The 22195-nt window shown below is 58.4% G+C and carries 26 protein-coding genes and 1 pseudogene; 13 read left to right on the top strand and 14 right to left on the bottom strand.

The genetic code is table 11. The features are described 5' to 3' along the window. Positions 1 to 79: 79 nt before the first annotated feature. The 3 genes from C7I36_RS05770 to C7I36_RS05760 form a co-directional block, all read right to left on the bottom strand. The gene (locus C7I36_RS05770; RefSeq protein ID WP_106452776.1) at positions 80 to 538 is read right to left on the bottom strand and encodes a regulatory protein RecX; all 459 of its coding nucleotides are present in this window, start codon (positions 536 to 538) and stop codon (positions 80 to 82) included. 45 nt (positions 539 to 583) lie between these two features. Further along, positions 584 to 1651, bottom strand: coding sequence for a recombinase RecA (recA, locus tag C7I36_RS05765; protein ID WP_106452775.1), 1068 nt, complete (start codon positions 1649 to 1651; stop codon positions 584 to 586). A gap of 69 nt (positions 1652 to 1720) precedes the next feature. Beyond that, entirely contained in the window at positions 1721 to 2215 is a 495-nt protein-coding gene (locus C7I36_RS05760; protein WP_245880043.1) for a CinA family protein, read from the bottom strand. A gap of 449 nt (positions 2216 to 2664) precedes the next feature. On the opposite strand from C7I36_RS05760, the gene C7I36_RS05755 reads away from it, so the two are divergent. From C7I36_RS05755 to C7I36_RS05730, 6 genes are all read left to right on the top strand, one after another. Further along, positions 2665 to 3618 carry a DUF932 domain-containing protein gene (locus C7I36_RS05755; RefSeq protein ID WP_106452773.1) on the top strand — a complete coding sequence of 318 codons (954 nt, stop codon included), beginning with the start codon at positions 2665 to 2667 and terminating at the stop codon, positions 3616 to 3618. Positions 3619 to 3695: 77 nt separating this feature from the next. Beyond that, the gene (locus C7I36_RS05750) at positions 3696 to 4679 is read left to right on the top strand and encodes a YqaJ viral recombinase family nuclease (protein WP_106452772.1); all 984 of its coding nucleotides are present in this window, start codon (positions 3696 to 3698) and stop codon (positions 4677 to 4679) included. Beyond that, entirely contained in the window at positions 4676 to 5578 is a 903-nt protein-coding gene (locus tag C7I36_RS05745) for a recombination directionality factor (RefSeq protein WP_106452771.1), read from the top strand. Before C7I36_RS05750 ends, C7I36_RS05745 begins: the two co-directional genes overlap by 4 nt. Before the next feature lie 178 nt (positions 5579 to 5756). Beyond that, positions 5757 to 6254 carry a RadC family protein gene (gene radC, locus C7I36_RS05740; RefSeq protein WP_106452770.1) on the top strand — a complete coding sequence of 166 codons (498 nt, stop codon included), beginning with the start codon at positions 5757 to 5759 and terminating at the stop codon, positions 6252 to 6254. A gap of 14 nt (positions 6255 to 6268) precedes the next feature. After that, a complete protein-coding gene (locus tag C7I36_RS05735) occupies positions 6269 to 6613 on the top strand; it encodes a YkvA family protein (RefSeq protein ID WP_106452769.1) in 345 nt (114 codons plus the stop codon). A gap of 169 nt (positions 6614 to 6782) precedes the next feature. Continuing rightward, the gene (locus C7I36_RS05730) at positions 6783 to 8180 is read left to right on the top strand and encodes a heavy metal sensor histidine kinase (RefSeq protein ID WP_106452768.1); all 1398 of its coding nucleotides are present in this window, start codon (positions 6783 to 6785) and stop codon (positions 8178 to 8180) included. A 71-nt stretch (positions 8181 to 8251) separates the two neighbouring features. Here the strand turns inward: C7I36_RS05730 and C7I36_RS05725 are convergent, their stop codons facing one another. From C7I36_RS05725 to C7I36_RS05685, 9 genes are all read right to left on the bottom strand, one after another. Next, the gene (locus tag C7I36_RS05725) at positions 8252 to 8602 is read right to left on the bottom strand and encodes a hypothetical protein (protein ID WP_106452767.1); all 351 of its coding nucleotides are present in this window, start codon (positions 8600 to 8602) and stop codon (positions 8252 to 8254) included. 68 nt (positions 8603 to 8670) lie between these two features. After that, positions 8671 to 9093, bottom strand: coding sequence for a hypothetical protein (locus C7I36_RS05720; RefSeq protein WP_106452766.1), 423 nt, complete (start codon positions 9091 to 9093; stop codon positions 8671 to 8673). Positions 9094 to 9186: 93 nt separating this feature from the next. Then, positions 9187 to 9474, bottom strand: a complete 288-nt coding sequence (locus C7I36_RS05715) for a DUF2933 domain-containing protein (protein ID WP_106452898.1) — start codon at positions 9472 to 9474, stop codon at positions 9187 to 9189. Positions 9475 to 9560: 86 nt separating this feature from the next. After that, the gene (locus C7I36_RS05710) at positions 9561 to 9914 is read right to left on the bottom strand and encodes a cupredoxin domain-containing protein (protein ID WP_106452765.1); all 354 of its coding nucleotides are present in this window, start codon (positions 9912 to 9914) and stop codon (positions 9561 to 9563) included. Positions 9915 to 9926: 12 nt separating this feature from the next. Next, the gene (locus tag C7I36_RS05705) at positions 9927 to 12233 is read right to left on the bottom strand and encodes a heavy metal translocating P-type ATPase (protein WP_219899600.1); all 2307 of its coding nucleotides are present in this window, start codon (positions 12231 to 12233) and stop codon (positions 9927 to 9929) included. A gap of 176 nt (positions 12234 to 12409) precedes the next feature. Then, positions 12410 to 12823, bottom strand: a complete 414-nt coding sequence (locus C7I36_RS05700; RefSeq protein ID WP_106452764.1) for a c-type cytochrome — start codon at positions 12821 to 12823, stop codon at positions 12410 to 12412. Positions 12824 to 12880: 57 nt separating this feature from the next. Next, positions 12881 to 13369 carry a cupredoxin domain-containing protein gene (locus C7I36_RS05695; RefSeq protein ID WP_106452763.1) on the bottom strand — a complete coding sequence of 163 codons (489 nt, stop codon included), beginning with the start codon at positions 13367 to 13369 and terminating at the stop codon, positions 12881 to 12883. A gap of 39 nt (positions 13370 to 13408) precedes the next feature. Then, entirely contained in the window at positions 13409 to 14230 is an 822-nt protein-coding gene (locus C7I36_RS05690; protein WP_106452762.1) for a copper resistance protein B, read from the bottom strand. A gap of 17 nt (positions 14231 to 14247) precedes the next feature. Next, a complete protein-coding gene (locus C7I36_RS05685; RefSeq protein ID WP_106452761.1) occupies positions 14248 to 16182 on the bottom strand; it encodes a copper resistance system multicopper oxidase in 1935 nt (644 codons plus the stop codon). A 182-nt stretch (positions 16183 to 16364) separates the two neighbouring features. On the opposite strand from C7I36_RS05685, the gene C7I36_RS05680 reads away from it, so the two are divergent. Further along, positions 16365 to 17042: a heavy metal response regulator transcription factor gene (locus C7I36_RS05680; RefSeq protein WP_019933354.1), complete on the top strand. Its 678-nt coding sequence runs from the start codon at positions 16365 to 16367 to the stop codon at positions 17040 to 17042. Positions 17043 to 17195: 153 nt separating this feature from the next. Here the strand turns inward: C7I36_RS05680 and C7I36_RS05670 are convergent. After that, a pseudogene (locus C7I36_RS05670) lies at positions 17196 to 18023 on the bottom strand (ISL3-like element ISPst2 family transposase); the annotation flags it as partial. 24 nt (positions 18024 to 18047) lie between these two features. Beyond that, positions 18048 to 18482, bottom strand: coding sequence for a mercury resistance transcriptional regulator MerR (gene merR / locus C7I36_RS05665; RefSeq protein ID WP_106452760.1), 435 nt, complete (start codon positions 18480 to 18482; stop codon positions 18048 to 18050). 71 nt (positions 18483 to 18553) lie between these two features. Between merR and C7I36_RS05660 the strand changes: the two genes are divergently transcribed. From C7I36_RS05660 to merE, 6 genes are read left to right on the top strand one after another with little or no spacing between them, the layout of a single operon-like run. Further along, positions 18554 to 18904 (top strand): mercuric transport protein MerT, encoded by a 351-nt coding sequence (locus C7I36_RS05660; protein ID WP_001294660.1) that lies wholly within the window; start codon positions 18554 to 18556, stop codon positions 18902 to 18904. Between the two features lie 15 nt (positions 18905 to 18919). Then, a complete protein-coding gene (merP, locus tag C7I36_RS05655; protein ID WP_106452759.1) occupies positions 18920 to 19195 on the top strand; it encodes a mercury resistance system periplasmic binding protein MerP in 276 nt (91 codons plus the stop codon). Positions 19196 to 19220: 25 nt separating this feature from the next. Further along, complete coding sequence (merC, locus tag C7I36_RS05650; protein WP_000522993.1) at positions 19221 to 19628, top strand: organomercurial transporter MerC; 408 nt, start codon at positions 19221 to 19223, stop codon at positions 19626 to 19628. Between the two features lie 38 nt (positions 19629 to 19666). After that, a complete protein-coding gene (gene merA / locus C7I36_RS05645; RefSeq protein ID WP_106452758.1) occupies positions 19667 to 21349 on the top strand; it encodes a mercury(II) reductase in 1683 nt (560 codons plus the stop codon). 17 nt (positions 21350 to 21366) lie between these two features. Then, the gene (gene merD, locus C7I36_RS05640) at positions 21367 to 21732 is read left to right on the top strand and encodes a mercury resistance co-regulator MerD (RefSeq protein ID WP_106452757.1); all 366 of its coding nucleotides are present in this window, start codon (positions 21367 to 21369) and stop codon (positions 21730 to 21732) included. Further along, positions 21729 to 21965 carry a broad-spectrum mercury transporter MerE gene (gene merE, locus C7I36_RS05635; RefSeq protein ID WP_001087807.1) on the top strand — a complete coding sequence of 79 codons (237 nt, stop codon included), beginning with the start codon at positions 21729 to 21731 and terminating at the stop codon, positions 21963 to 21965. Before merD ends, merE begins: the two co-directional genes overlap by 4 nt. Positions 21966 to 22195 lie beyond the last annotated feature (230 nt).

The raw sequence follows: 22195 nt of genomic DNA, 5'->3' as shown, positions 1-22195 counted from the left end.
ATGCGATAGGCGTTAACCGGGATAATTTAAAAGTTATCCGGCCCAATGTAAAACGCGCCTTGCGGCGGGATGGGGATATTCAGTCGGGGAAGCTGTCGAGGGCATGGCGGATATGCTCGGGCTCGAATCCGCGAGCCTGCAAATAACGCACCCGCCGGGCCCTTTCCTTTAGCTCCAGCCGGACGGCCGGAGTAAAGCGGGCCAGGTAGCAGCGCGCGGCCAGCTCGAACCAATCGGGGGCCTCTGCCGCCAGAGCCGCCTCGATATCGGCACCGGCCACGCCCTTGCGTTGCAGCTCGGCGCGAATACGCCGGGGGCCGTGCTTCTTAAGCAGATGCTGACGCACCTGCACCTGGGCAAAACGGCTCTCTTCCAGCCAGTGCTGTTGTTCCAGCCGATCGAGTACCTGCTCGATCTGTTCCGGCTCGAAGCCGCGCTGGCGCAGTTTCTGAGCCAGCTCCCGCCGGCCGTGATCCCGGCGTGACAGCAACCTCAGGGCGGTATCCCAAGGGGAGGCAGAAGTCGGATTCGGTTCCATGGCCGGCCCTTAATCATTCAGGCCGGGAAAATCCCGGCCTGTTCATCAGAAATCGTCATTACCCTCCGGGGAGTCCAGCTCGGCCACGGTCTCGTAGTCCCGCTCGCCGTTGTCCTCACGTACCGCCGGCGTCAGCAGCAGCTGGCGCAACTGCTGATCTATCTCGTCGGAAATATTTTTGTGCTCCTGCAGGTACTTGATGGAGTTGGCCTTGCCCTGGCCTATCTTGTCACCCTTGTAGCTGTACCAGGCACCAGCTTTTTCGATCAGCTTGTGCTTGACACCCAGTTCGATCAGCTCGCCCTCCTTGGAAATGCCGGCACCATACATGATCTGGAATTCGGCCTGCTTGAAGGGCGGCGCCACCTTGTTCTTGACCACCTTGACCCGGGTTTCGTTGCCGACCACCTCGTCCCCTTCCTTGATAGCGCCGATGCGACGGATATCGAGGCGCACCGAGGCGTAGAACTTAAGGGCATTGCCGCCGGTGGTGGTTTCGGGGCTGCCGAACATGACACCTATCTTCATACGGATCTGGTTGATGAAGATACATAGGCAATTGGCACTCTTGATGTTACCGGTGAGTTTGCGCAGAGCCTGGGACATAAGGCGCGCCTGCAGGCCCACGTGGGAGTCGCCCATCTCGCCCTCGATCTCGGCACGGGGCGTCAGTGCCGCCACCGAGTCGACGATGATGACGTCGACGGCACCAGAGCGCACCAGCATGTCGCAGATCTCCAGGGCCTGCTCGCCGGTATCCGGCTGGGACACCAGCAGATCGTCCACATTTACGCCCAGCTTGCCCGCATAAACCGGATCCAGCGCGTGTTCGGCGTCAACGAAGGCACAGACCTTGCCCTGGCGTTGGGCCTCGGCAATCACCTGCAGCGTCAGGGTGGTTTTGCCCGAGGATTCCGGACCGTAAATTTCCACAATACGACCGGTGGGCAGGCCGCCGATGCCCAGAGCGATATCCAGCGACAGGGAGCCGGTGGAAATGGCCTCAACATTCAACGCCTTGTTATCGCCCAACCGCATGATGGAACCTTTGCCAAACTGTTTTTCAATCTGACCCAGGGCGGCGGCCAAGGCTTTTTCTTTGTTCTGATCCATGAGGTGCTCCGCTGAAGTGCTGATGCGTATCAAGATAATAGGTTGAGTATACTGGTTATTCGTACAGTATCAAGTCTGGTGTTCCGCCAGCAGTGCCAGACACTCCTGCAAGGCCGCAATCACCGCCTGCCGGCGCACGGCAAGGCGATCTCCATCCAGCCGGAGCAGGTGGCAATGCAGACGATCTGCCGGGGCCAGATAACAGGCCAGCCAGACGGTGCCCACCGGCTTGTCCGGACTGCCCCCGCCTGGCCCGGCCACACCGCTGACCGCAACCCCAAGCTCACAGCCGGAGGCGGCACAGGCCCCCCTGGCCATGGCCACGACCACCGCCTCGCTTACTGCCCCGTAGTGGGCAATAAGCGAGGCGGACACCCCCAGCATTTCGCTTTTGGCGGCGTTGGAATAAGTAACGTATCCGCACTCAAACCAGGCTGAACTGCCGGCGATATCGGTAATGGCGGCGGCGATGCCACCGCCGGTACAGGATTCGGCAGTGGTGATCCGCCACCCCCGCGCGGCCAGCGCCTCGCCAAGTTGTTGTGCCAGTATGGAATCCCGCAACCCCGGCCTCCGGACATGTGCTGGGTTTAATATGCTGGTATTATGCCGCTCCTGGCCGAAAGTCGCCAACGTCATTGCCGAACCTTCATATTTCAAGATACTAAGGTGTTGATTTCGCTTATGAGTCAAGACAAATCCCAGCATACGCCAATGATGCATGGGTGTATTAGCATTGATTTATAAAGGATTTTTAAAACAAAAAATAAAAACCTACAATTCAACCTACACAAAATCCGGGCTCACGATCTGGCCGATTCTCCCCTCTAACTCCCTATTCATCACTTAGCACCACGCATCCTCAGCACAAATTGCACCGTTAGATATTGAATAAAAATACAAATCACACTCGATTGTAAAAATTTATAAACCTATATCACTTCATTGATCTCGGTAGAACAACACCGCCTTTTCTCAGCCTGCGTTGATCAGGCATCAATGGAGTATTCATTATGTCTCACCTCATCGAATCCATGGCCTACGTGGGCCAAACGCCCTGGCATGGCCTGGGCAATCAGCTCAGCCGCCAGCAGCCTCTGTCGGTCTGGCTAAAAGAGGCCGGCATGGACTGGTCCATCAAGCAAAGCGATGTCATGTTCAACGCCGCCGATGACGGCCTGTTCCTTCGCAGTCACGATGGCGCTCAGGTACTGTATCGCTCCGATACCCTGGCTCCGCTGTCGGTAGTGTCCAACCGTTACAAGGTGGTGCAGCCCAGGGAAGTACTGCATTTCTATAAAGACCTGGTGCAGGCCGGTGGCTTTGAGCTGGAAACCGCCGGCGTGCTTAAGGGCGGCCGTAAACTGTGGGCGTTGGCCAAAACCGGCCAGGCGGACAAGCTCAAGGGAAACGACCACATCAAGGGCTATCTGCTGCTGGCCACCAGTTGCGACGGCACCCTGTGTACCACGGCACAGTTCACCTCGGTGCGGGTGGTATGCAACAACACCCTGCAGGTAGCCGTTAACCAGAAAGCCGGAGCCATCAAGGTGCCCCATTCCACCGTGTTTGACCCCAAGCAGGTGAAAGAAGCTCTGGGGCTGGGCCTGTCGAGCTGGGATACCTTCATGCGCGACCTGAAGGCCATGAGCCAACGTCCGGTTTCACCAGAAGAAGCGCACCGCTTTTTTGCTGAAGTGCTGGACGACCCTTGCGCCACCGATAGCGATCTGTTGCCTTCCAAACCCATGCAGCAACTGCTGAGCCTGTACGACGGTGCCGGTATGGGCGCTGACCTGGCTTCCAGCAAGAACACCGCCTGGGGCCTAGTGAACGCCATGACCGAGTTTGTGGACCACCATCGCCGTGCCCGCAGTCAGGACAACCGGCTCGACTCCGCCTGGTTCGGACTCGGCGCTCAACTGAAACAAAAAGCTTACGGCCAGGCCATGGCCCTGCTTTCCTGACGTTATTACCCACACAACCCACATAGGCCCTGCTGGCGTTTGCCAGCAGGGCCTTTATGCGTTTAAGGAGACTCACCATGAAAACTCGTTACTCTCAAGCTCTGCGTCTGGCCGACACCAAGGCCCTCACTCACCAACAATGGCTGGAAGTGCGCCAGTCCGGTATCGGCTCGTCCGATGCGGCGGTGGCCATTGGCCTGTCCCCCTACAAGAGCCCCTTGTCACTGTGGCTGGAGAAAACCGGCCGTCGTCCGGCACCGGACTTAAGCAACAACGAAGCGGTATTCTGGGGCACCACCCTGGAGCCGGTGCTGGCTTACGTCTACGCCCAGCGCACCAAGCTCAAGGTGCGTCGGGTCAATGCGGTGCTGCAGCACCCGGAACATCCCTTCATGCTCGCCAACCTGGACCGGGAAGTACTGGGCCACCCGGATGGCGTCGGCACCCTGGAGATCAAGACCGCCGGTTATCACTCCGCGCCCCAGTGGGAGCAGGGCATCCCCCTCGCGTACCAGTGCCAGGTACTGCATCAGTTGGCCGTCACCGGCCATGCCTGGGCCGATGTGGCGGTACTGATTGCCGGGCAGGATTTTCGTATCTACCGCATTAATCGGGACGACGACAAAATTGCCGACCTGATCCAGCGGGAGACCGTGTTCTGGCAGCACGTGGTCAACGACACCCAACCGGAGCCGGACGGTTCGGAAGACGCCGGCCAGGCCCTGCAATCGATCTACCCCGAAGACAAAACACCGGTACTGGATCTGACCGAGTCGGCGGAAATGAACACCCTGTTCTGCCACTTTCTCAGTGCCAAGGAGAAGAAGGAAGAAGCCGAAGCTCGCGAGGCCAGGCTCAAGCAACAACTGCAAGCCGCCCTGGGCGACGCCGGCGGCGCGGTATTCCAGGAAGGAAAGATCAGCTGGAAACGCAGCCGTGATCGGGTGGTGCCCGATATGGAAAAGCTCAGCCATTCCCATCCGGAATGGCTGCAGCAGTGCAGCAAAACCGTGCCCGGCTCACGCCGTTTTACTGTGCAACTGCAAAGGAGCAAGTCATGATCAAGGGACTGGCCATCACGCCACCCATTATCGGGCGGATCAGCATTGGAAAGCTGGTCAACAAAAACGACAAGTGGCTGCCGGAAAAGGACGACAGCTTTACCCTCACCACCCAGGTCCAGAGCCGCAACGGCTGGCTGCTGCACCCGCTGCACCAGCGCTACGCGGAGGGCGCTGCCAACGGCAAGATCCGGGCAATCCCGGTGCGGGTATTGTTCAACGACAGTGAGCTGAACCTGCGGGCCGAGTACAGCGCCTTTGATCGTAGTACCGGGCGGCCGCTGTGCGTGGGCAATGGCGAGACCGCCAAACGCGTGAATGAAGGAGGAATGGAAGAAGTGACTTGCCCGGGGCCGGAGTATTGCCGCTTTGCCCATGAGCAGGGCTGCAAGCTTTATGGCCGCCTGAATCTGCAGGTGGAAGGCCAGAACGACGAACTGGGCAGCTTTATCTTTCGCACCACGGGTTATAACTCGGTGCGAACCCTGGCGGCCCGGCTGCGTTACTTTGAGGCGGTAACCGGTGGCCATACCCGGCACTTGGCGCTGCAACTCAAGCTCAGGGCCAAGAGCACCACCCAGTCCTACCGCACTCCGGTGTATTACGTGGACTTGACCCTGCGCGACGAGGACACCCTGGCGCAAGCTGTCAGCACGGCATTGCAGGAGGCCGAGCACTATCGGCAGTCCGGCGTAGACATTGCCAGCCTGGAACACACCGCTAGGCAACTGCTGCACAACGGCCAGTTTGAAGATGGTGAAGATGAAGTCCCGCTGTTGCTGGACGAGTTCTACCCGGAGCAAACCGAACAGTCAGAGCCTGAAAACAAACCCGCCAACCTGGTCAAGGCCACTCGCCTGACCAACAAACTCGGCACTGTCGTTCCATCAACCAAGTAGAAACGAGACTCAGAATGAACAAACCCTGGATTGAATGGCTTGCCTGGGGGCTGTTAATCATCATTGCTGGCGTTTCAGTTTATCTGGAAGTGAAACGCTTCTAGCCCTCACGCCCTGGTTATAAATACCCCTTTTACGCGCCGCCACTGAGCGGCGTTTTTTATGCCTGGAGGATCCCATGAGCAATAAAACCTTTGTAGCCGGTGAGCAGTCCGGCACTTACCTGGCTCCCGGTCCGGTGACCGAGGCCGACATTCTCCACATGGCCCACAAGCTGGCCCGCCGGCGGCTGGCCAAGGGCCGAGTGCTCGACGCCCCGAGCAAAACCTTTGAGGCGCTGCAAACCCTGCTGCAGGAATGCGAGCACGAAATTTTTGCAGTGGTCCTGCTCGACAACCAGCACCGCATTCTGCGCTTCGAACAGCTGTTTCGCGGCACCATCGACGCCGCCAGCGTCTACCCCAGGGAAGTGGTCAAGCTGGCTTTAACCTGCAACGCAGCCGCCGCCATCTTTGTGCACAACCACCCTTCCGGCGATCCCGAGCCCAGCCGGGCGGACGTGGCTATTACCCAGCGCCTGCGCGATGCGCTTAACTTGGTAGATATCCGCACTCTGGATCATGTGGTTGTTGGCCTGGAAGGCTGCGTGTCTCTGGCAGAGCGCGGCCAGATTTAACCCAAGGAGTCCCCATGGAGTTCAACCCGAATGAGCTGGAGCCCCAGTTCAACGAGCAACGGTTCTGGCGCAAGCTCAGGGCCAACCTGCGCCGGGCAGGTAAAGAAGTGATCCGCCACTGCCTGTGCCTGTACTACGCAGCCCAAAAGCCGGAGACCCCGCTGTGGGCCAAGACGGTGGTTTATGGTGCCCTGGCCTACTTCCTCGTTCCATTGGATGCCATTCCGGATGCTGTGTTCGTGATTGGCTACAGCGACGACCTGGCGGTGCTGAGCGCCGCCCTGGTCACCATCTCGCTGTACGTGGATGCCGAGGTGGAGCGGCAAGCCGACCGCAAGCTGCGGGAGTGGTTTGGGTAGATAAACTTCAAAAGCGACGGTGAGTCGCTTTTTTTTGCCAAGAATTGAAATCTAACATACTACAAAGATAACTATTGTATAAAAAATCAAGTGATGTGCTTCCTGTATTTGCTAACATCGCATTCCCTTTATAGATCACGATCGGGATCATTCAACCGGGCGGCATACCATGCGCAATCATCTTTCCCTTACCGCACGCCTGAGCTTGATGTTCAGCCTGACCATGCTGGCTATCTGGGGCTTGGTCAGCATGGTGTTGATACAGTCGTTGGAGCAGCACTTCGCCCGCCAGGACGAGGCCGATCTCAGGGGCAAAATGGTACTGGTGAAAAGCCTGCTGGCTACCCAGTTGGACAATGGCCAGCCGGACTGGGCCAGGCTGGAATCCAGGTTGCATAGCGCTCTGGCCGGCTATGGCGACCATAGGTTGCAGATCACCACTCCCCAGGGGCGACTGCTGGCGGGCAGTCAGCTATTCCGACCTCCGGCCACAGACGTCAATGCTGGGCCTGTGATTGAAAGCTGGGAAGAAAACGGCATTCACTACCGCAGCATATCAGCTCCTTTTGCTCTGCCGCCCCGGACATCCGTGTCGGAGATGCCGGATACAGTGATGATCCGCGTGATATTCGACACCCGCTACCACCAGCATTTTATCAATGACATCAAAAACGGCCTGCTTTGGCTGACCGGCGGCATTGCCTTGATCTCAATTTTGCTGGGCTGGATGGCCTCGCGCGCCGGACTCAAGCCCCTACGTTCCCTGGCCAGGCTGTCCACGCAAGTCACCGCCAACAAGCTGGATCACCGGCTGCCGGTAAGCGGTGCTCCGGTCGAGCTGCATGGGCCCATTCACGCCTTTAACAACATGCTGGATCGGCTGGAAGAGTCCTTTCAGCGGCTCACCACCTTTTCCTCCGACATTGCCCACGAATTGCGCACCCCGGTGAACGGCCTGCTACTGCAAACCCAGGTTGCCCTGAGCCAGATCCGCTCGGACCATGACTACCGGGAAGCCCTCTATGCCAACCTGGAAGCCGCCGAAAGATTGAACAGAATGATCAATGAGATGCTGTTTTTGGCCAAATCGGAGCAGGGACAATTAGCCATACAGTGCCAATCGCTGGATCTGGCGGAAGAAGTGGACGAGTTGATCGAGTTTTTCGAGCCGCTGGCCAGTGAACGACAGGTGCGGTTGCAACGCCTGGGCCATGCCCGGTTGTGGGGAGACAGGGCCATGCTGCAACGGGCCATCAGCAACCTGCTGACCAATGCCATTCGTTACACCCCGGCACACCAAGAAGTGAGTATTCGTGTAAACGGCAATGACAGCGCCGTGACTGTGGAGGTGGCCAACCCGGGCTCCCCCATTCCTCCCGAGGAATGGCCTCGGCTGTTTGACCGGTTTTACCGGGCGGATCACGCCCGCCAGCAGATGACCGAAGGCTCTGGACTGGGCTTGGCCATCGCCAAAGCCATTGTGACCAGCCACGGAGGCACCCTGTCGGTACACTCCGACGAGCAGGAAACCTGCTTTACCATGCGCTTTCCCGCCGGCCAGGAATGAATTGCAAGCAAACGTTGTTTTTCATACGCCCATGCCAGCATATAACCGACGGCATGGGCTGATACATTATTTCAATGGCCAGGTGGGGCTTTATTACAACAATGCGGCTCATGCTTTGCATTATTTTTAATGTTCTCGTCGGTTTGCCGCTGCCAGCCAAGTTTTGTACGACTCCACCAGCTATCTTTTAGCGCCGCACCATGCTGCTCAATGATGTCGATAATATCATCGATGTTATGAGATGATGCCTCATAAGCAACCTTCAGCTTTTTCGTTTTACTATCCAGCGCCAGCGTGTCAACCCAGTGCTGCGCTTCAATCTCCGCCAGCATGGCATCCATATTGGCCCGACTCATTTCAGTCAGACTCAAGGTATGGGTTGTCAAAAACCCCGGGTTAATCCCTGCTCTATGATTCGCCATACCTAACCCTCCTTTCATTTAAACATGGCTAGAGTCCCTGCCCCCTTAGATCATTCATCCCTGTGCATTTACTCACGCCGCTGTTCACTTTCATGCATTTGCATCTGGTCCATCATCATCTTCGTCATATCCATATTTTCGTTCATCATGTTCATGCGCTGCTGCAACATATCCATCATGTTGGGCATTGGGAGTTGGTCATCATTACCCTCATGCATCATGTCCATCATCTGCATGCCTTCCTGCATCTGTTCCAGGTGTTCCTGCATCAGAGCCTGACGTTTTTCGGGATCGGTTTCTCCCTGCAATTGCATCATGGTGTCAGCAGCCGATCGCATATGTTCACGCATCGTCATCATCTGCTCATGGTTCATCATCATATCCCCCTGAAAGGGCATATTCTGGCCTTGCTGATGATGGTTATCCTGTTCAGCCATTGCAGGCATTGAGAACAGGGAGGACAGGGTTAAAGCGAAAATTAACTTTTTCATGATATTTCTCCTGATATGAGTAACTGTGTTTCAGTACAAATAACATCGAAACTCTTGTAGCAGTGTAATTACTATTACCCCTCCAACTACATGTTAATCCTCTGGTTTGTGTTTAGCTTCTCGACGCCCCTGCTCCAACCCCCGACGATAAGCTTCTTCCTTGCTCTCATCGGAACCAGGGTCATGATGGTGATGTTCGCCATGCTTGTGCCCTCTGTGCATAAACAGGTGCATTAATGGACACAGCAAAAAAATAAGATAGGGTAAAAAGATAAACAGGTGCTGTTTATGCTCGACCAACAAGAAGTAAGTGAGTGAAGCAACCACACCTAAAATGAGCCACCCTCTGGGCGTCGACAAGAATGACGGTTTTTTATTCATGGCATACCTCAGCTCAATCACATCGATAACGGCGTTTCAAACCGACAGGTTCGCACCTGACTCCATTGCAGATCTTTCTTTATCCCTCACACCACCAGAAGCCGGCCTCGGTACATTTGCATCTGGCAATGAAAGTCATATTCACCCTCCTGCATCGCCGGCAGTGTGATGTTCTTAACCTTATTTAATGGCAAGGTCTCGCTGAGCTTCAACGCCGGGAACAAAACCGTCTCGGAGCAGGGGGACGAGTCTTTACGCAAAAAACTCAAGACCACGGATTGATTGGCCGGCACTTGGATCCGCGCCGGCTGATAGGTGCCATTTTCCACCACAATGGTCAGTTCGCTTGCGCCCAGGTCGGTTGCCTGGGGTTGATATAACCAAAACCACCAGACAATCAAGGCAATGAGCAAAACGCCAAGTACGTTAACTAAAATCATTCCCCCTCCTCCTTAGTGCTCCCGAGTTTTGAACAGTCTCAGGCGGTTGGCATTGGTGACCACCGTCAGCGAGGAAAACGCCATGGCGGCCCCCGCAATGACCGGGCTTAAAAGAAGTCCGAAGAATGGGTATAACAAACCGGCGGCAACGGGCACACCCGCAATATTGTAAATAAAGGCACCAAACAGGTTTTGTTTGATGTTACGCAATGTCGCCTTGCTCACGGCAATGGCATCGGCCAGTCCATGCAGTGAACCGCGCATCAGGGTGATGTCGGCACTCTCAATCGCCACATCGGTGCCGGTGCCGATGGCAAACCCCACATTGGCCATCGCCAATGCCGGCGCGTCGTTGATGCCGTCACCGGTCATGCCGACCACCTCCCCTTGCATTTGCAGTTCCTGTACTTTTTTGGACTTGTCCTCCGGCAGAACCTCGGCGAAAAATTCCTTGATACCGGCCTTTTCCGCCACGGCCCTGGCCGTGGCCCGGTTGTCACCAGTCAGCATGACCACACGAATACCGTTATGTTGCAGACGCTTGATAGCCGCAATGGAGTCTTCCTTGATGGGGTCGGCCACGGCAATGAGTGCCGCCAGCCTGCCATCCACGGCAAAATACATGGGTGTTTTTGCCTCTGCCGCCAGCTGCTGCGCCTTGTCAACGAAGTCATCAAGGGCAACACCCTGATCCTTCATTAACTTTTCGTTGCCAAACAACAGGTTTTTACCCTCGACAACCGCCTCGACACCGTGACCGGCAATGGCGTTGAATCCGGTAACGGCCAAGGGTTTAATACCGCGCTCTTTGGCCGACTCGACCACAGCCAGGGCCAGGGGGTGTTCAGAGCCGGATTCCAGGCTGGCAACCTGTTGCAACACCCCGGCCTCGTCAACCCCGTCCACCGTTACAATGTCCGTCACCTTGGGGGCACCAAGGGTAATGGTGCCGGTTTTATCCAGGATCATGGCGGTGATTTTGGAGGAAGTTTGCAGAGCTTCGCCGTTGCGGATCAATACCCCCGCTTCTGCGGCCTTGCCAACGCCCACCATCACCGACATGGGCGTGGCCAGACCCAGGGCACACGGGCAGGCAATAATCAATACCGTGGTCGCCGATACCACCGCAAAGGCCACCGCCGGTTCAGGCCCAAAATTCAGCCAGGCCAATGCACTGACGATGGCAATCATCATGATCACAGGGACAAAATACGCCGAAATCACATCCGCCAGCCGGCCAATGGGCGGCTTGGAGTTCTGGGCCCGTTTTACCATGCCGATAATTTGCGCCAGAGCCGTGTCCTTACCGACCCGGGTCGCCTTGAACACAATCGCCCCCGTTTTATTGATGGTGCCCGTCACCACCTCATCCTGTTCCTTTTTCTCCACCGGCATGGGCTCTCCGGTCAGCATGGATTCATCAATGGCGGTATGACCTTCAATGACTTCACCGTCCACCGGCACCTTCTCTCCAGGACGCACTCGAACCAGGTCATGCAACCTAACTTGCTCGATGGGAATATCCATGTCATTGCCATCGCGAATGACACGCGCCGTTTTGGGCTGAAGGCCAATCAAGCGCTTAATGGCTTCTGAAGTGCGCCCCCGCGCTTTCAGCTCCAGTGCCAGCCCCAGATCGATCAGGCCAATAATCATGGCGGTCGCTTCAAAATAAACATGGCGGGCCATGTCGGGTACGACCTGGGGGAAAAACACCACCACCATCGAATACAGCCAGGCTGTGCCCGTGCCCAGAGCAATCAGGGTATCCATGTTGGCAGAATGATTTTTACAGGACTGCCAGGCTCCTACATAAAAATGCTTGCCGGAAAAGATCATCACTCCCAGTGTCAGCAGGCCAACCAGCAGCCAGACAATGCGTTCCGATGTTGTGGTGACGGTCATTTCACCGATAAGCAGACCATAAATCATCAAGGGCACACCCAGGCCAAGAGCAATGGTCATTTCCAGCATCAGGCGTTTGTAGTAGGCACGGTCGGCTTTTTCTTTTTCCTCCAGGGCGTCGTCATCGCTGTCTGCAGACTGAGTTTGTGCGCCATAGCCGGCCTGCTCTATCGCCTTGATCAGGATGCTGGCGTCGACCGCCCCTTCAACACTGACAGTACGCTGAGCAAAATTCATTTCGGCATGGGTGACACCAGGCACGCTTTGCAAGGCCGCTTCAATTTTTTTGACACAGCCGGCACAGCTGGCTCCTTGAATCAACAGCTCCTGTTGCTGCTCCATGCCATCATGGCAACGTTGCTTTTCAGCATCCGCCTTGCCGTGTTTGTCCTGGTGTCGTACCGCTTTCGCCATGATCTGGTTTCCTTGAGAATGAAAAGGTAAAACCAAGGGTCCGTTTCTTTAGATGTGCAGACTGCTCCTGTGTTCAACATGCAAGGGCTTACGGCACATGGACTTTGCAGAGTGTTTGACCTGATATCACCGGCTCAAGCCGACATCACACGGCCACCATCGGGGCCGTTTCCCGATCATCTAATGCCATTCTGCCGTTGCTGCTCACGGACATAGCCGATAATGTCGCTCACCTCATCGCGACTGATGCCTTCCACCGGCGGCATGTCGCCAAAGCGCCAGTGATGGGCACGCACACCGTTGGCGGCGGCCCGGTAAAAGGCCTCGTCACCGTGGTGTGACGGCTCGTATACCTTGTGAATAAAGGGTGGCCCCTTTGGGGTGCCTCTGAGGTCAGCACCATGGCAACTGGCGCAATACTCGCCGTAGGTGGCTTGCCCCTGCGCCGAGAGTGTCCGGCCATGAGGCATGTCGCCCCACATTTGACTGCCGCCCATCAGAAAGTGACCAGCGATCATGGCAAGCAGCAGCAGGGCCAGGCCCCCGCCAAGCCAGAGCACCCAACGGGATGAGTCCGATGTTTTGCTCACATTCTGTCTCCTGTTGTTAGCAATTCAGCCCTTAAAACGCTGAAGCGGGCCTGCTGGTTATTGTACGACCTGAACCTGACCTGTCATGCCGGCTTCCATGTGCCCCGGGATCAAGCAGGCAAAGTCCACGGTGCCGGCTTGATCAAAATGCCACACCAGTCCCCCTTTCTGACCGGGCTTGAGGCTCAGCATATTGGGTTCGGCGTGCTGCATGCCCGGCATTTCACGCATCATGTCGGCATGCTCCTTCAACATGGCCAGGTTGCCCAGCACCAGCTCGTGATTAAGCTTGCCGGCATTTTTTACAAAAAAGCGCACGGTTTCACCCGCCTTTACCTCAATGGCAGCCGGGATGAAGCGCATGTCATCCCCCATGTCTACTGCTATGGTACGGCTGACCTCGGCCGGCTGACCGGGGCGACCCACCCCGTGCATGCTCTGTTGCATGGAGGCGGCATTATGGCCCTCATGGTGGCCGTGCTCACCGGCGGCCAGCGCCAAGCCGGGCAACAAGGACAGCATTAAAACGGACAACGTGGTTTTCATGGATATTGCTCCTGATAAATAAAAAATATTGTCTGCAGCTTAAAACCAGAACCTGACCCCGGCTACCCAGCGATGTTCCTGAGTAGCCTCGTCTTCTTCTCTGAGTTGATCAGCGCGATCACCCAAGGCAGCCTGCCATTCCCAGCCCACATAAGGTGCGAACTGCCGAGTTATCTCATAGCGTAATCGGGCACCGGCCACCAGATCCGACAGCCCCCGGCCCTGACCGCGCTCGGCATCGTTGCTGCCATAAGCGGTGAGTTCAATGGCCGGTTGCAACACCAGCCGCTGGGTCAATAACAGCTCGTATTCCGCCTCCAGTGCCAGCGCGGTCTGACCGTCGTCGCCCAGGTAGGCGGTGGCGTCCAGCTCCAGCCAGTAGGGTGCCAGCCCCGACACACCGGCGGCCAGCCAGCCCTGATCCGGGCCGTGACCGGTGTCGTAACGTACCCCCAGATCGCTGTTCCAGAACCCGGTCAGGGCATGGCGCCACAGCAGCTCGGTGCTGGCTTCCGCCAGCCTGCCGTGTTCAATGTCGCCTTCCGCCCTCACCACCGCCCGGTCGTAGTCGCGGCCAGCCCAGGCGTTAACCTCGTAAGCCAGTGCCTGGTCATCGCCGTCGTCCACCCGCTCCAGCCGGTCGGCCAGCACACCGTAAAACCAGTGCTCGTCGGCCAGTTTAAGCTGGCGGGGCCCCGGCAGCGCATAAGGGCCTTCGTCCAGGCTGAAACCACCGGAGTAAGCATGAGGATCCCGAGCATCGGCCGGCGGCTGCCCGCCCTGCATTTGCATATCGCCGTGGTCCATTTGAGCCAGGGCCGGCAGGGCGGTCAGCGCCAACACGCCCAATACATGTTTCATCACTGCTGTCTGTTTGCTCATGACACCACCACCATGCGGAACATGCCCGCGTCCATATGGAACATCAGATGACAATGCCAGGCCCAGCGGCCAAGGGCATCGGCGGTCACCAGAAAGCTGATGCGTTGGGCCGGCTGCACCGGTATGGTGTGGCGGCGGCACAGAAACTCGCCGTCCGGGCTTTCCAGCTCGCTCCACATGCCGTGCAGGTGCATGGGGTGGGTCATCATGGTGTCGTTGTGCAAAATAACGCGTACCCGCTCACCGTAGTTCAGGTGAATGGGCGTGGAACCGCCAAACTCGACGCCGTCGAACGACCAGGTGTAGCGTTCCATGTTGCCGGTGAGGTGCAGTTCAATTTCCCGCTCGGGCGGACGCGGGTCCATGGGGCCACCGGGAGTACGCAGATCCGCCAGGGTCAGTACCCGCCGGCCGTTATTGCGCAGGCCCACGCCGGGGTCATCGAGGTTGGTGCGCGGCATGTCTACTCGCATATCGACACTGGGGCCATATTCGGTACGGGCATGACGGACTGCCTTGCTGGCCGCCGCCAGACCGCCAGCCATGGCACTGTGGTCCATACCCGCCATGCCGTTCATGGCACTGTGGTCCATGCCCGCCATGCCGTTCATGGCACTGTGGTCCATGCCCGCCATGCCATTCATGGCACCGTGGTCCATGCCCGCCATGCCATTCATGGCACCGTGGTCCATGCCCGCCATGCCATTCATGGCGCCGTGGTCCATGCCCGCCATGCCATTCATGGCGCCGTGGTCCATGCCCGCCATGCCATTCATGGCACCGTGGTCCATACTGCCCATCATGTCGGCCATGGTCAGGGCTTGAGGTTCATCCAGTGGCGGCACCGCCGCACTCAGCCCTTCGCGGGTGGCCAGGGTGCCCCGGGCATAACCGGTTCTGTCCATGGCCTGGGCGAACAGGGTATAGGCCTCAGCGGTGGGCTCCACCAGCACATCGTAGGTTTCACCGGGGCCAAAGCGGAATTCATCCACCTCCACCGGCTCTACATTCACGCCGTCGGCCTGCACCACGGTGAGTTTCAGACCGGGAATACGCACATCGTAAAAGGTATTGCCGGCGCCGTTAACAAAGCGCAGCCGTACCCGCTCCCCGGGCTTGAACAGCCCGGTCCAGTTACCGGCAGGCGTGGTGCCATTCATCAGGTAAGTCAGGGTCTCGGAAGACAAGTCCGCCAGATCGCTGGGGCTCATGCGCATTTCATTCCACATTTGCCGCTTTTCCAGCGCCGCCCCCACACCGCCACTGGCCATATCGCGGAAAAAATCCGCCACCGTCGGCTGGTTGAAGTTGTAGTAATCGCCCTGATTTTTCAGTTTGCCGAATACCCGCATGGGATTTTCGTCGGTCCAGTCCGACAGCACCACCACATGCTCCCGATCGGCCTTGATTGAATCGGCATCGGCCGGATCCACAATCAGCGCACCGTACATGCCGGTCAGCTCCTGCATGCCCGAGTGGGAGTGATACCAGTAGCTGCCGCTCTGTTCCAGAGTGTAACGGTAGGTAAAGGTTTCGCCGGGCGGAATGCCAGCAAAGCTGATACCGGGTACGCCGTCCATTTCGAAGGGCAGAATGATGCCGTGCCAGTGAATGGAGGTAGGCTCCTTGAGCCGGTTGGTGACGCGAATGGTAACGGTATCGCCCTCGCGCATGCGCAAGGTGGGGCCCGGAATAGAGCCGTTAATGGTGGTGGCCATGCGCGCTTTGCCGGTGAAATTGACCGGGGTTTCATCGATCACCAGATCGAATTCGGTTCCGGTAAGCGTGGGCACATGGCCGGTCACGGTAGCCGGCACGGGTGAGCGAGCTGAGGCCAGCATCGGCGCCAACCCCAGCACCACGCCGCCTGCGGCCAGTCCCTGCACAAAGCGCCGCCGAGGCAGATTGAGCGTGTTTTTTGGCTGTGTCATCACATTCCCTAAATTGCCTACTGTCATAGAGACAGCATAGATAGGCGCACCTGAAGCCAACATGACGAGAAGATGACAAAATTGCCATCTTCTGGCGAGACAATCAGCAGCCCGCTATAGCGGGCTTGAGAACAGAGCTAACGTGCGCCATCATCGGGGTAACCAACCCCACGGAGCTAACCATGAAACTGCTGCTCATCGAGGACGAAGAAAGCACCGGCAATTACCTGCAAAAGGGCCTGCGCGAGGCGGGCCTGGTGGTAGATCTGGTGCGCAACGGCCTCGATGGCCTGCACCAGGCCTGCGCCGAACCTTACGATCTAGTGGTAGTGGACGTCATGCTGCCGGATTTGGACGGCTGGCACATCGTGGCGAGTCTGCGGGAGCAGGGCCGGCAGATGCCAGTACTGTTTTTGACCGCGCGGGACAGTGTGGAAGACAGAGTACGCGGCCTGGAACTGGGCGCCGATGACTATCTGGTTAAGCCCTTTGCCTTTGCCGAGCTGCTGGCCCGGGTGCGCAGCCTGTTGCGCCGGGGTACGCCCCGCCGGGAGGAGCACCGACTGCAGGTGGCCGATCTGGTGCTGGACTTGCCCCGCCGTCAGGTAAGCCGTGCCGACACTCCCATTCACCTGACCAACAAGGAATTTGCGCTGCTGGAACTGCTGGTACGCCGGCAGGGAGAAGTGCTGCCGCGCTCACTGATTGCGTCCCTAGTATGGGACATGAATTTTGACAGCGACACCAATGTGATTGATGTCTCCATTCGCCGGCTGCGTGCCAAGATTGACGATGGCTTTGAGCCAAGGCTTATCCATACCATCAGGGGTATGGGCTACACCCTCGACACGGGCAGGTAACAGCTTTCTCTGGCGTAGGTTCTTCGCTCGTCATTCTGCTTTCAACGCAGGCATGTTGCCATGCTTAATCTAACCCGCCATATCGTTGTAATTAAGGGTATACGGATTTAATGGTTGATGGGGCACCTTCACCCCATCAATCTGATACCACCCTCAGATGGTTGATAGATCGACTCCGTAGTTGAGTTCCTCTGCGAAGTCCGGCAGTCCGTAACCGATGGTTTTCTTGTAGAAAGGAGAGACCTTCGCAGTCGGTGCCTTCTTCTTGTGCTTCGTGGTGTAGAGCATTCGTGCCCGCATCACCTCGAAGGAGTAACCGCGCCCTTCACGGTTCTTGTCCTTGGCCAGTCGGTTGATGGACTCCGTGTAAGCGTTGGTGACGGGCATGTCCGTCTCGAAGTAGGTCATGGTCTCTTCGCGCCAGTTTCCCACTGCCCTGACCAGATCGCTCCAGACTTCCTTTTGGCCCTTCGGGATGGTGGCTATCCACTCGTCCAGGGCGGCTTCTGCCTGGAGCCGTGTGGTGGCGTCCCAGATGCCGTAGAAGCGCTCCTTGTGCTCGTAGGCGGCCAGCAGTTGCGGGAACGCGCCTGTCCAAGTCTCCATGATGAGGCGCTCCCGGTCTGAGACTTCGTGAGCGCGTTTCAGCAGGATTTTCCGGTCTCCCTTGAGAGTCCGGCTCTGGGACGGTTTCAGCTCCTTTCTGAGGCCCTTGCGCACTCTCTCTAGGGCATCGTTGGCCATGCGCACCACATGGAACTTATCGACCACGATACGGGCCTGGGACAGCACAGCCTTGACCGCTGCCCGGTAGGGGTTCCACATGTCCATGCTGACGATCTCGACCTTCTGCCGGTCTTTCAGCTTCATCAGGTAGTTGGTCACCACGTCCTGGCGGCGGGTGGCCAGCAGGTCGAGCAGGGTTCGCTCCTCAATGTTGGTCAGAATGCAGCGGTAGCGCTTGTTCAGGTAGGGGTCGTCTCAGAATTCGGAAAATAAAGCACGCTAAGGCGTAGCCGAACCTGCCAAGCTTGCTCCACCCTGTAGTGACGCGATCAGCGGGCAGGAAACGTTCCCCCTTCGCGCATGGCAGGCGCACACCAACTCAGACAGCACGGCCTCCATGCGCGCCAGGTCAGCCATTTTCTCGCGCACGTCCTTGAGCTTGTGCTCGGCCAGGCCGCTGGCTTCCTCGCAATGGGTGCCATCCTCCAGCCGCAGTAGCTCGGCAATTTCGTCCAGGCTAAAGCCCAGCCGCTGGGCCGATTTCACGAACCGCACTCGTGTTACATCCGCCTCGCCATAGCGGCGAATGCTGCCATAGGGCTTGTCTGGCTCCGGCAGCAGGCCCTTGCGCTGGTAGAACCGGATGGTCTCCACATTGACCCCGGCCGCCTTGGCAAAAACGCCAATGGTCAGATTCTCAAAATTAATTTGCATATCGCTTGACTCCGTACATAACTACGGAAGTAAGCTTAAGCTATCCAAACCAAATTTGAAAGGACAAGCGTATGTCTGAACCACAAAACGGGCGCGGCGCGCTCTTCGCCGGTGGGCTGGCCGCCATTCTTGCGTCGGCCTGCTGCCTGGGGCCGCTGGTTTTGATCGCCTTGGGGTTCAGCGGGGCATGGATCGGCAACCTGACGGTGCTGGAACCCTATCGCCCGATCTTCATCGGCGCAGCGCTGGTCGCGCTGTTTTTCGCCTGGCGGCGCATCTACCGCCCGGCGCAAGCCTGCAAACCGGGTGAGGTCTGCGCGATTCCCCAAGTGCGAGCTACTTACAAGCTCATTTTCTGGATCGTGGCCGCGCTGGTCCTGGTCGCGCTCGGATTTCCCTACGTCATGCCATTTTTCTATTAATCACAGGAGTTCATCATGAAAAAACTGTTTGCCGCCCTCGCCCTCGCTGCCGTTGTTGCCCCCGTGTGGGCCGCGACCCAGACCGTCACGCTGTCCGTACCCGGCATGACCTGCCCCACCTGCCCGATCACCGTCAAAATGGCGATTTCCAGGATTGAAGGCGTTGATAAAGTTGACGTTACCTTCGAACCACGCGAAGCGGTTGTCACCTTCGATGATACCAAGACCAGTGTGCATGAGTTGATCAAGGCCACTGGCGATGCGGGCTACCCGTCCAGCGTTAAGCAATGAGCCACTGAGTCCGAACCTGGCGATCATGGGACTGATTACACGCATTGCCGACAAGGCTGGCGCGCTTGGCAGCGTTGTTTCCGCGATGGGATGCGCTGCCTGTTTCCCGGCTATCGCCAGCCTGGGCGCGGCCATCGGCCTTGGCTTTCTACAGGAATACGAAGGGTTGTTTATCTCCAAGCTGCTGCCGCTGTTCGCAGTCGTGGCTTTGCTGGCGAATGCACTGGGCTGGCTGAGTCATCGGCAATGGTACCGCAGCCTGCTCGGGATGGTCGGCCCAGCCATCGTGCTGGCGGCCATGCTCTTGTTTTTTGGCAATTGGTGGACGGCGAACCTCCTCTATGTCGGTCTGGCCTTGATGATCGGGGTGTCGATCTGGGATCTGCTCTCACCGGCCAACCGCCGCTGCGAACTACCACCCAAACACGGCTAACTGCATTGGCAGTTGCCGAAACGAAAAGGAACGATGCAATGTATTTGAATATCACCGGAATGACCTGCGACTCGTGCGCGACACATGTCAAGGACGCCCTGGAGAAAGTGCCGGGCGTGCTGTCGGCGCTCGTGTCCTACCCGAAAGGCTCCGCGCAACTCGCCACCGATCCCGGCACCTCGCCAGAGGCGCTGACCGCCGCTGTGGCCGGCCTGGGCTACAAGGCCACACCCGCCGATGCCCCATCCACTTCAGCGCGGGGCAGACTGCTTGGCAAGGCGCTGGGAAGGCTGGGCGGTGGCGACAAGGCTGGTGGTGATGGGGACGGACTGCACGTCGCCGTTATTGGCAGCGGCGGAGCCGCGATGGCGGCGGCGCTGAAGGCCGTCGAGCAAGGTGCGAACGTCACGCTGATCGAGCGCGGCACCATCGGCGGCACTTGCGTCAATGTCGGCTGCGTGCCGTCCAAGATCATGATCCGCGCTGCCCATATCGCCCATTTGCGCCGTGAAAGCCCATTCGACAGTGGCATCGCGGCGACTGTGCCTGCGATTGATCGCAGCAAACTACTGGCCCAGCAGCAGGCGCGCGTCGATGAGCTGCGCCACGCCAAGTACGAAGGCATCCTGGACAGCAACCCGGCCATCACCGTGCTGCATGGTGAAGCGCGTTTCAAGGACGACCAGAGCCTTGCCGTCCGTTTAAACGATGGCGGCGAGCGTGTGGTGGCGTTCGACCGCTGCCTGGTCGCCACGGGTGCCAGCCCGGCCGTGCCGCCGATTCCGGGCCTGAAAGAGTCACCCTACTGGACTTCGACCGAGGCCTTGGTCAGCGACACCATTCCCGAACGCCTGGCCGTGATCGGCTCGTCGGTGGTGGCGCTGGAACTGGCGCAAGCCTTTGCCCGGCTGGGTAGCCAGGTCACGATCCTTGCGCGCAGCACGCTGTTCTTCCGCGAAGACCCTGCCATCGGCGAGGCCGTCACAGCCGCCTTCCGTGCCGAAGGAATCAAGGTACTGGAACATACGCAAGCCAGCCAAGTCGCCCATGTGGACGGCGAATTCGTGCTGACCACTGGACAGGGCGAAGTGCGCGCCGACAAGCTGCTGGTCGCCACCGGCCGGACACCGAACACGCGCAGCCTGGCATTGGAAGCGGCGGGGGTAGCCGTCAATGCGCAGGGGGCCATCGTCATCGACAAGGGCATGCGCACCAGTAGCCCGAACATCTACGCGGCCGGCGACTGCACCGACCAGCCGCAGTTCGTCTATGTGGCGGCAGCGGCCGGCACTCGTGCGGCCATTAACATGACCGGCGGCGACGCCGCCATCAATCTGACCGCGATGCCGGCCGTGGTGTTCACCGACCCGCAAGTGGCGACCGTGGGCTACAGCGAGGCGGAAGCACATCACGACGGGATCGAGACCGACAGTCGCACCTTGACCTTGGACAACGTGCCGCGTGCGCTTGCCAACTTCGACACACGCGGCTTCATCAAGCTGGTCATCGAGGAAGGTAGCGGACGGCTCATCGGCGTGCAAGCGGTGGCCCCGGAAGCGGGTGAACTGATCCAGACGGCGGTGCTCGCCATTCGCAACCGTATGACCGTGCAGGAACTGGCCGACCAATTGTTCCCCTACCTGACCATGGTCGAAGGGCTGAAGCTCGCGGCGCAGACCTTCAGCAAGGACGTGAAGCAGCTTTCGTGCTGCGCCGGATGAGGAAAAGGAGGTGTTCAATGAGCGCCTACACAGTGTCCCGGCTGGCCCTTGATGCCGGGGTGAGCGTGCATATCGTGCGCGACTACCTGCTGCGCGGATTGCTACGGCCGGTCGCGTGCATCACGGGCGGCTACGGCTTGTTCGATGACACCGCGTTGCAACGGCTGCGCTTTGTACGGGCTGCCTTCGAAGCGGGTATCGGCCTGGACGCACTGGCGCGGCTGTGCCGGGCGCTGGATGCTGCGGACGGTGACGGTGCGTCTGCGCAGCTTGCCGTGTTGCGGCAACTCGTCGAGCGTCGGCGCGAGGCCCTGGCCAGCCTCGAAATGCAACTGGCCGCCATGCCAACCGAACCGGCACAGCACGCGGAGAGTCTGCCATGAACAGCCCAGAGCACTTGCCGTCTGAGACGCACAAACCGATCACCGGCTACTTGTGGGGCGCGCTGGCCGTGCTCACCTGTCCCTGCCATTTGCCGATTCTCGCCATTGTGCTAGCCGGCACGACGGCCGGCGCGTTCATCGGGGAGCACTGGGGTATTGCAGCCCTCACGCTGACCGGCTTGTTTGTCCTGTCTGTGACGCGGCTGCTGCGGGCCTTCAAGGGAAGATCATGACCGCTTCCCAGCCAGCCGAGAGTGGGCAGCTTTGAGCTTCGCTACCAATCTGGAGGAGTACCACCATGAACGCAAACGCCCCGAACACTGCCAGTTGCACCACCAGGGTGAGAGCGTGAACATTTTGTTAAAAAACCAAGGTGTTCATGCTCACTGCGCCGCCATTGCCCTCAGCCCCGCTGCCAAGACCTGATCCAGATAGTCTGTGTTCATGCTGGCTATCTTCTGCT

Origin of the sequence: Zobellella taiwanensis (assembly GCF_003012795.1) — a bacterium.
GTDB lineage: Bacteria > Pseudomonadota > Gammaproteobacteria > Enterobacterales > Aeromonadaceae > Oceanimonas > Oceanimonas taiwanensis.
Note: the sequence above shows the minus strand (reverse complement) of the source record. Positions and strands in the feature narration are given on the sequence as shown.

Excerpts from the sequence above, each read along its gene's own strand:
- recA (WP_106452775.1), bottom strand. The coding sequence starts at position 1,651 with ATGGATCAGAACAAAGAAAAAGCCTTGGCCGCCGCCCTGGGTCAGATT.
- C7I36_RS05770 (WP_106452776.1), bottom strand. The coding sequence starts at position 538 with ATGGAACCGAATCCGACTTCTGCCTCCCCTTGGGATACCGCCCTGAGG.
- merE (WP_001087807.1), top strand. The coding sequence starts at position 21,729 with ATGAACAGCCCAGAGCACTTGCCGTCTGAGACGCACAAACCGATCACC.
- radC (WP_106452770.1), top strand. The coding sequence starts at position 5,757 with ATGAGCAATAAAACCTTTGTAGCCGGTGAGCAGTCCGGCACTTACCTG.
- merR (WP_106452760.1), bottom strand. The coding sequence starts at position 18,482 with ATGCAAATTAATTTTGAGAATCTGACCATTGGCGTTTTTGCCAAGGCG.
- C7I36_RS05695 (WP_106452763.1), bottom strand. The coding sequence starts at position 13,369 with ATGAAAACCACGTTGTCCGTTTTAATGCTGTCCTTGTTGCCCGGCTTG.
- merP (WP_106452759.1), top strand. The coding sequence starts at position 18,920 with ATGAAAAAACTGTTTGCCGCCCTCGCCCTCGCTGCCGTTGTTGCCCCC.
- C7I36_RS05735 (WP_106452769.1), top strand. The coding sequence starts at position 6,269 with ATGGAGTTCAACCCGAATGAGCTGGAGCCCCAGTTCAACGAGCAACGG.
- merA (WP_106452758.1), top strand. The coding sequence starts at position 19,667 with ATGTATTTGAATATCACCGGAATGACCTGCGACTCGTGCGCGACACAT.
- C7I36_RS05725 (WP_106452767.1), bottom strand. The coding sequence starts at position 8,602 with ATGGCGAATCATAGAGCAGGGATTAACCCGGGGTTTTTGACAACCCAT.
- C7I36_RS05720 (WP_106452766.1), bottom strand. The coding sequence starts at position 9,093 with ATGAAAAAGTTAATTTTCGCTTTAACCCTGTCCTCCCTGTTCTCAATG.
- merD (WP_106452757.1), top strand. The coding sequence starts at position 21,367 with ATGAGCGCCTACACAGTGTCCCGGCTGGCCCTTGATGCCGGGGTGAGC.
- C7I36_RS05680 (WP_019933354.1), top strand. The coding sequence starts at position 16,365 with ATGAAACTGCTGCTCATCGAGGACGAAGAAAGCACCGGCAATTACCTG.
- C7I36_RS05730 (WP_106452768.1), top strand. The coding sequence starts at position 6,783 with ATGCGCAATCATCTTTCCCTTACCGCACGCCTGAGCTTGATGTTCAGC.
- C7I36_RS05685 (WP_106452761.1), bottom strand. The coding sequence starts at position 16,182 with ATGACACAGCCAAAAAACACGCTCAATCTGCCTCGGCGGCGCTTTGTG.
- C7I36_RS05705 (WP_219899600.1), bottom strand. The coding sequence starts at position 12,233 with ATGGCGAAAGCGGTACGACACCAGGACAAACACGGCAAGGCGGATGCT.
- C7I36_RS05745 (WP_106452771.1), top strand. The coding sequence starts at position 4,676 with ATGATCAAGGGACTGGCCATCACGCCACCCATTATCGGGCGGATCAGC.
- C7I36_RS05660 (WP_001294660.1), top strand. The coding sequence starts at position 18,554 with ATGTCTGAACCACAAAACGGGCGCGGCGCGCTCTTCGCCGGTGGGCTG.
- C7I36_RS05710 (WP_106452765.1), bottom strand. The coding sequence starts at position 9,914 with ATGATTTTAGTTAACGTACTTGGCGTTTTGCTCATTGCCTTGATTGTC.
- C7I36_RS05755 (WP_106452773.1), top strand. The coding sequence starts at position 2,665 with ATGTCTCACCTCATCGAATCCATGGCCTACGTGGGCCAAACGCCCTGG.
- C7I36_RS05690 (WP_106452762.1), bottom strand. The coding sequence starts at position 14,230 with ATGAAACATGTATTGGGCGTGTTGGCGCTGACCGCCCTGCCGGCCCTG.
- C7I36_RS05715 (WP_106452898.1), bottom strand. The coding sequence starts at position 9,474 with ATGAATAAAAAACCGTCATTCTTGTCGACGCCCAGAGGGTGGCTCATT.
- C7I36_RS05750 (WP_106452772.1), top strand. The coding sequence starts at position 3,696 with ATGAAAACTCGTTACTCTCAAGCTCTGCGTCTGGCCGACACCAAGGCC.
- merC (WP_000522993.1), top strand. The coding sequence starts at position 19,221 with ATGGGACTGATTACACGCATTGCCGACAAGGCTGGCGCGCTTGGCAGC.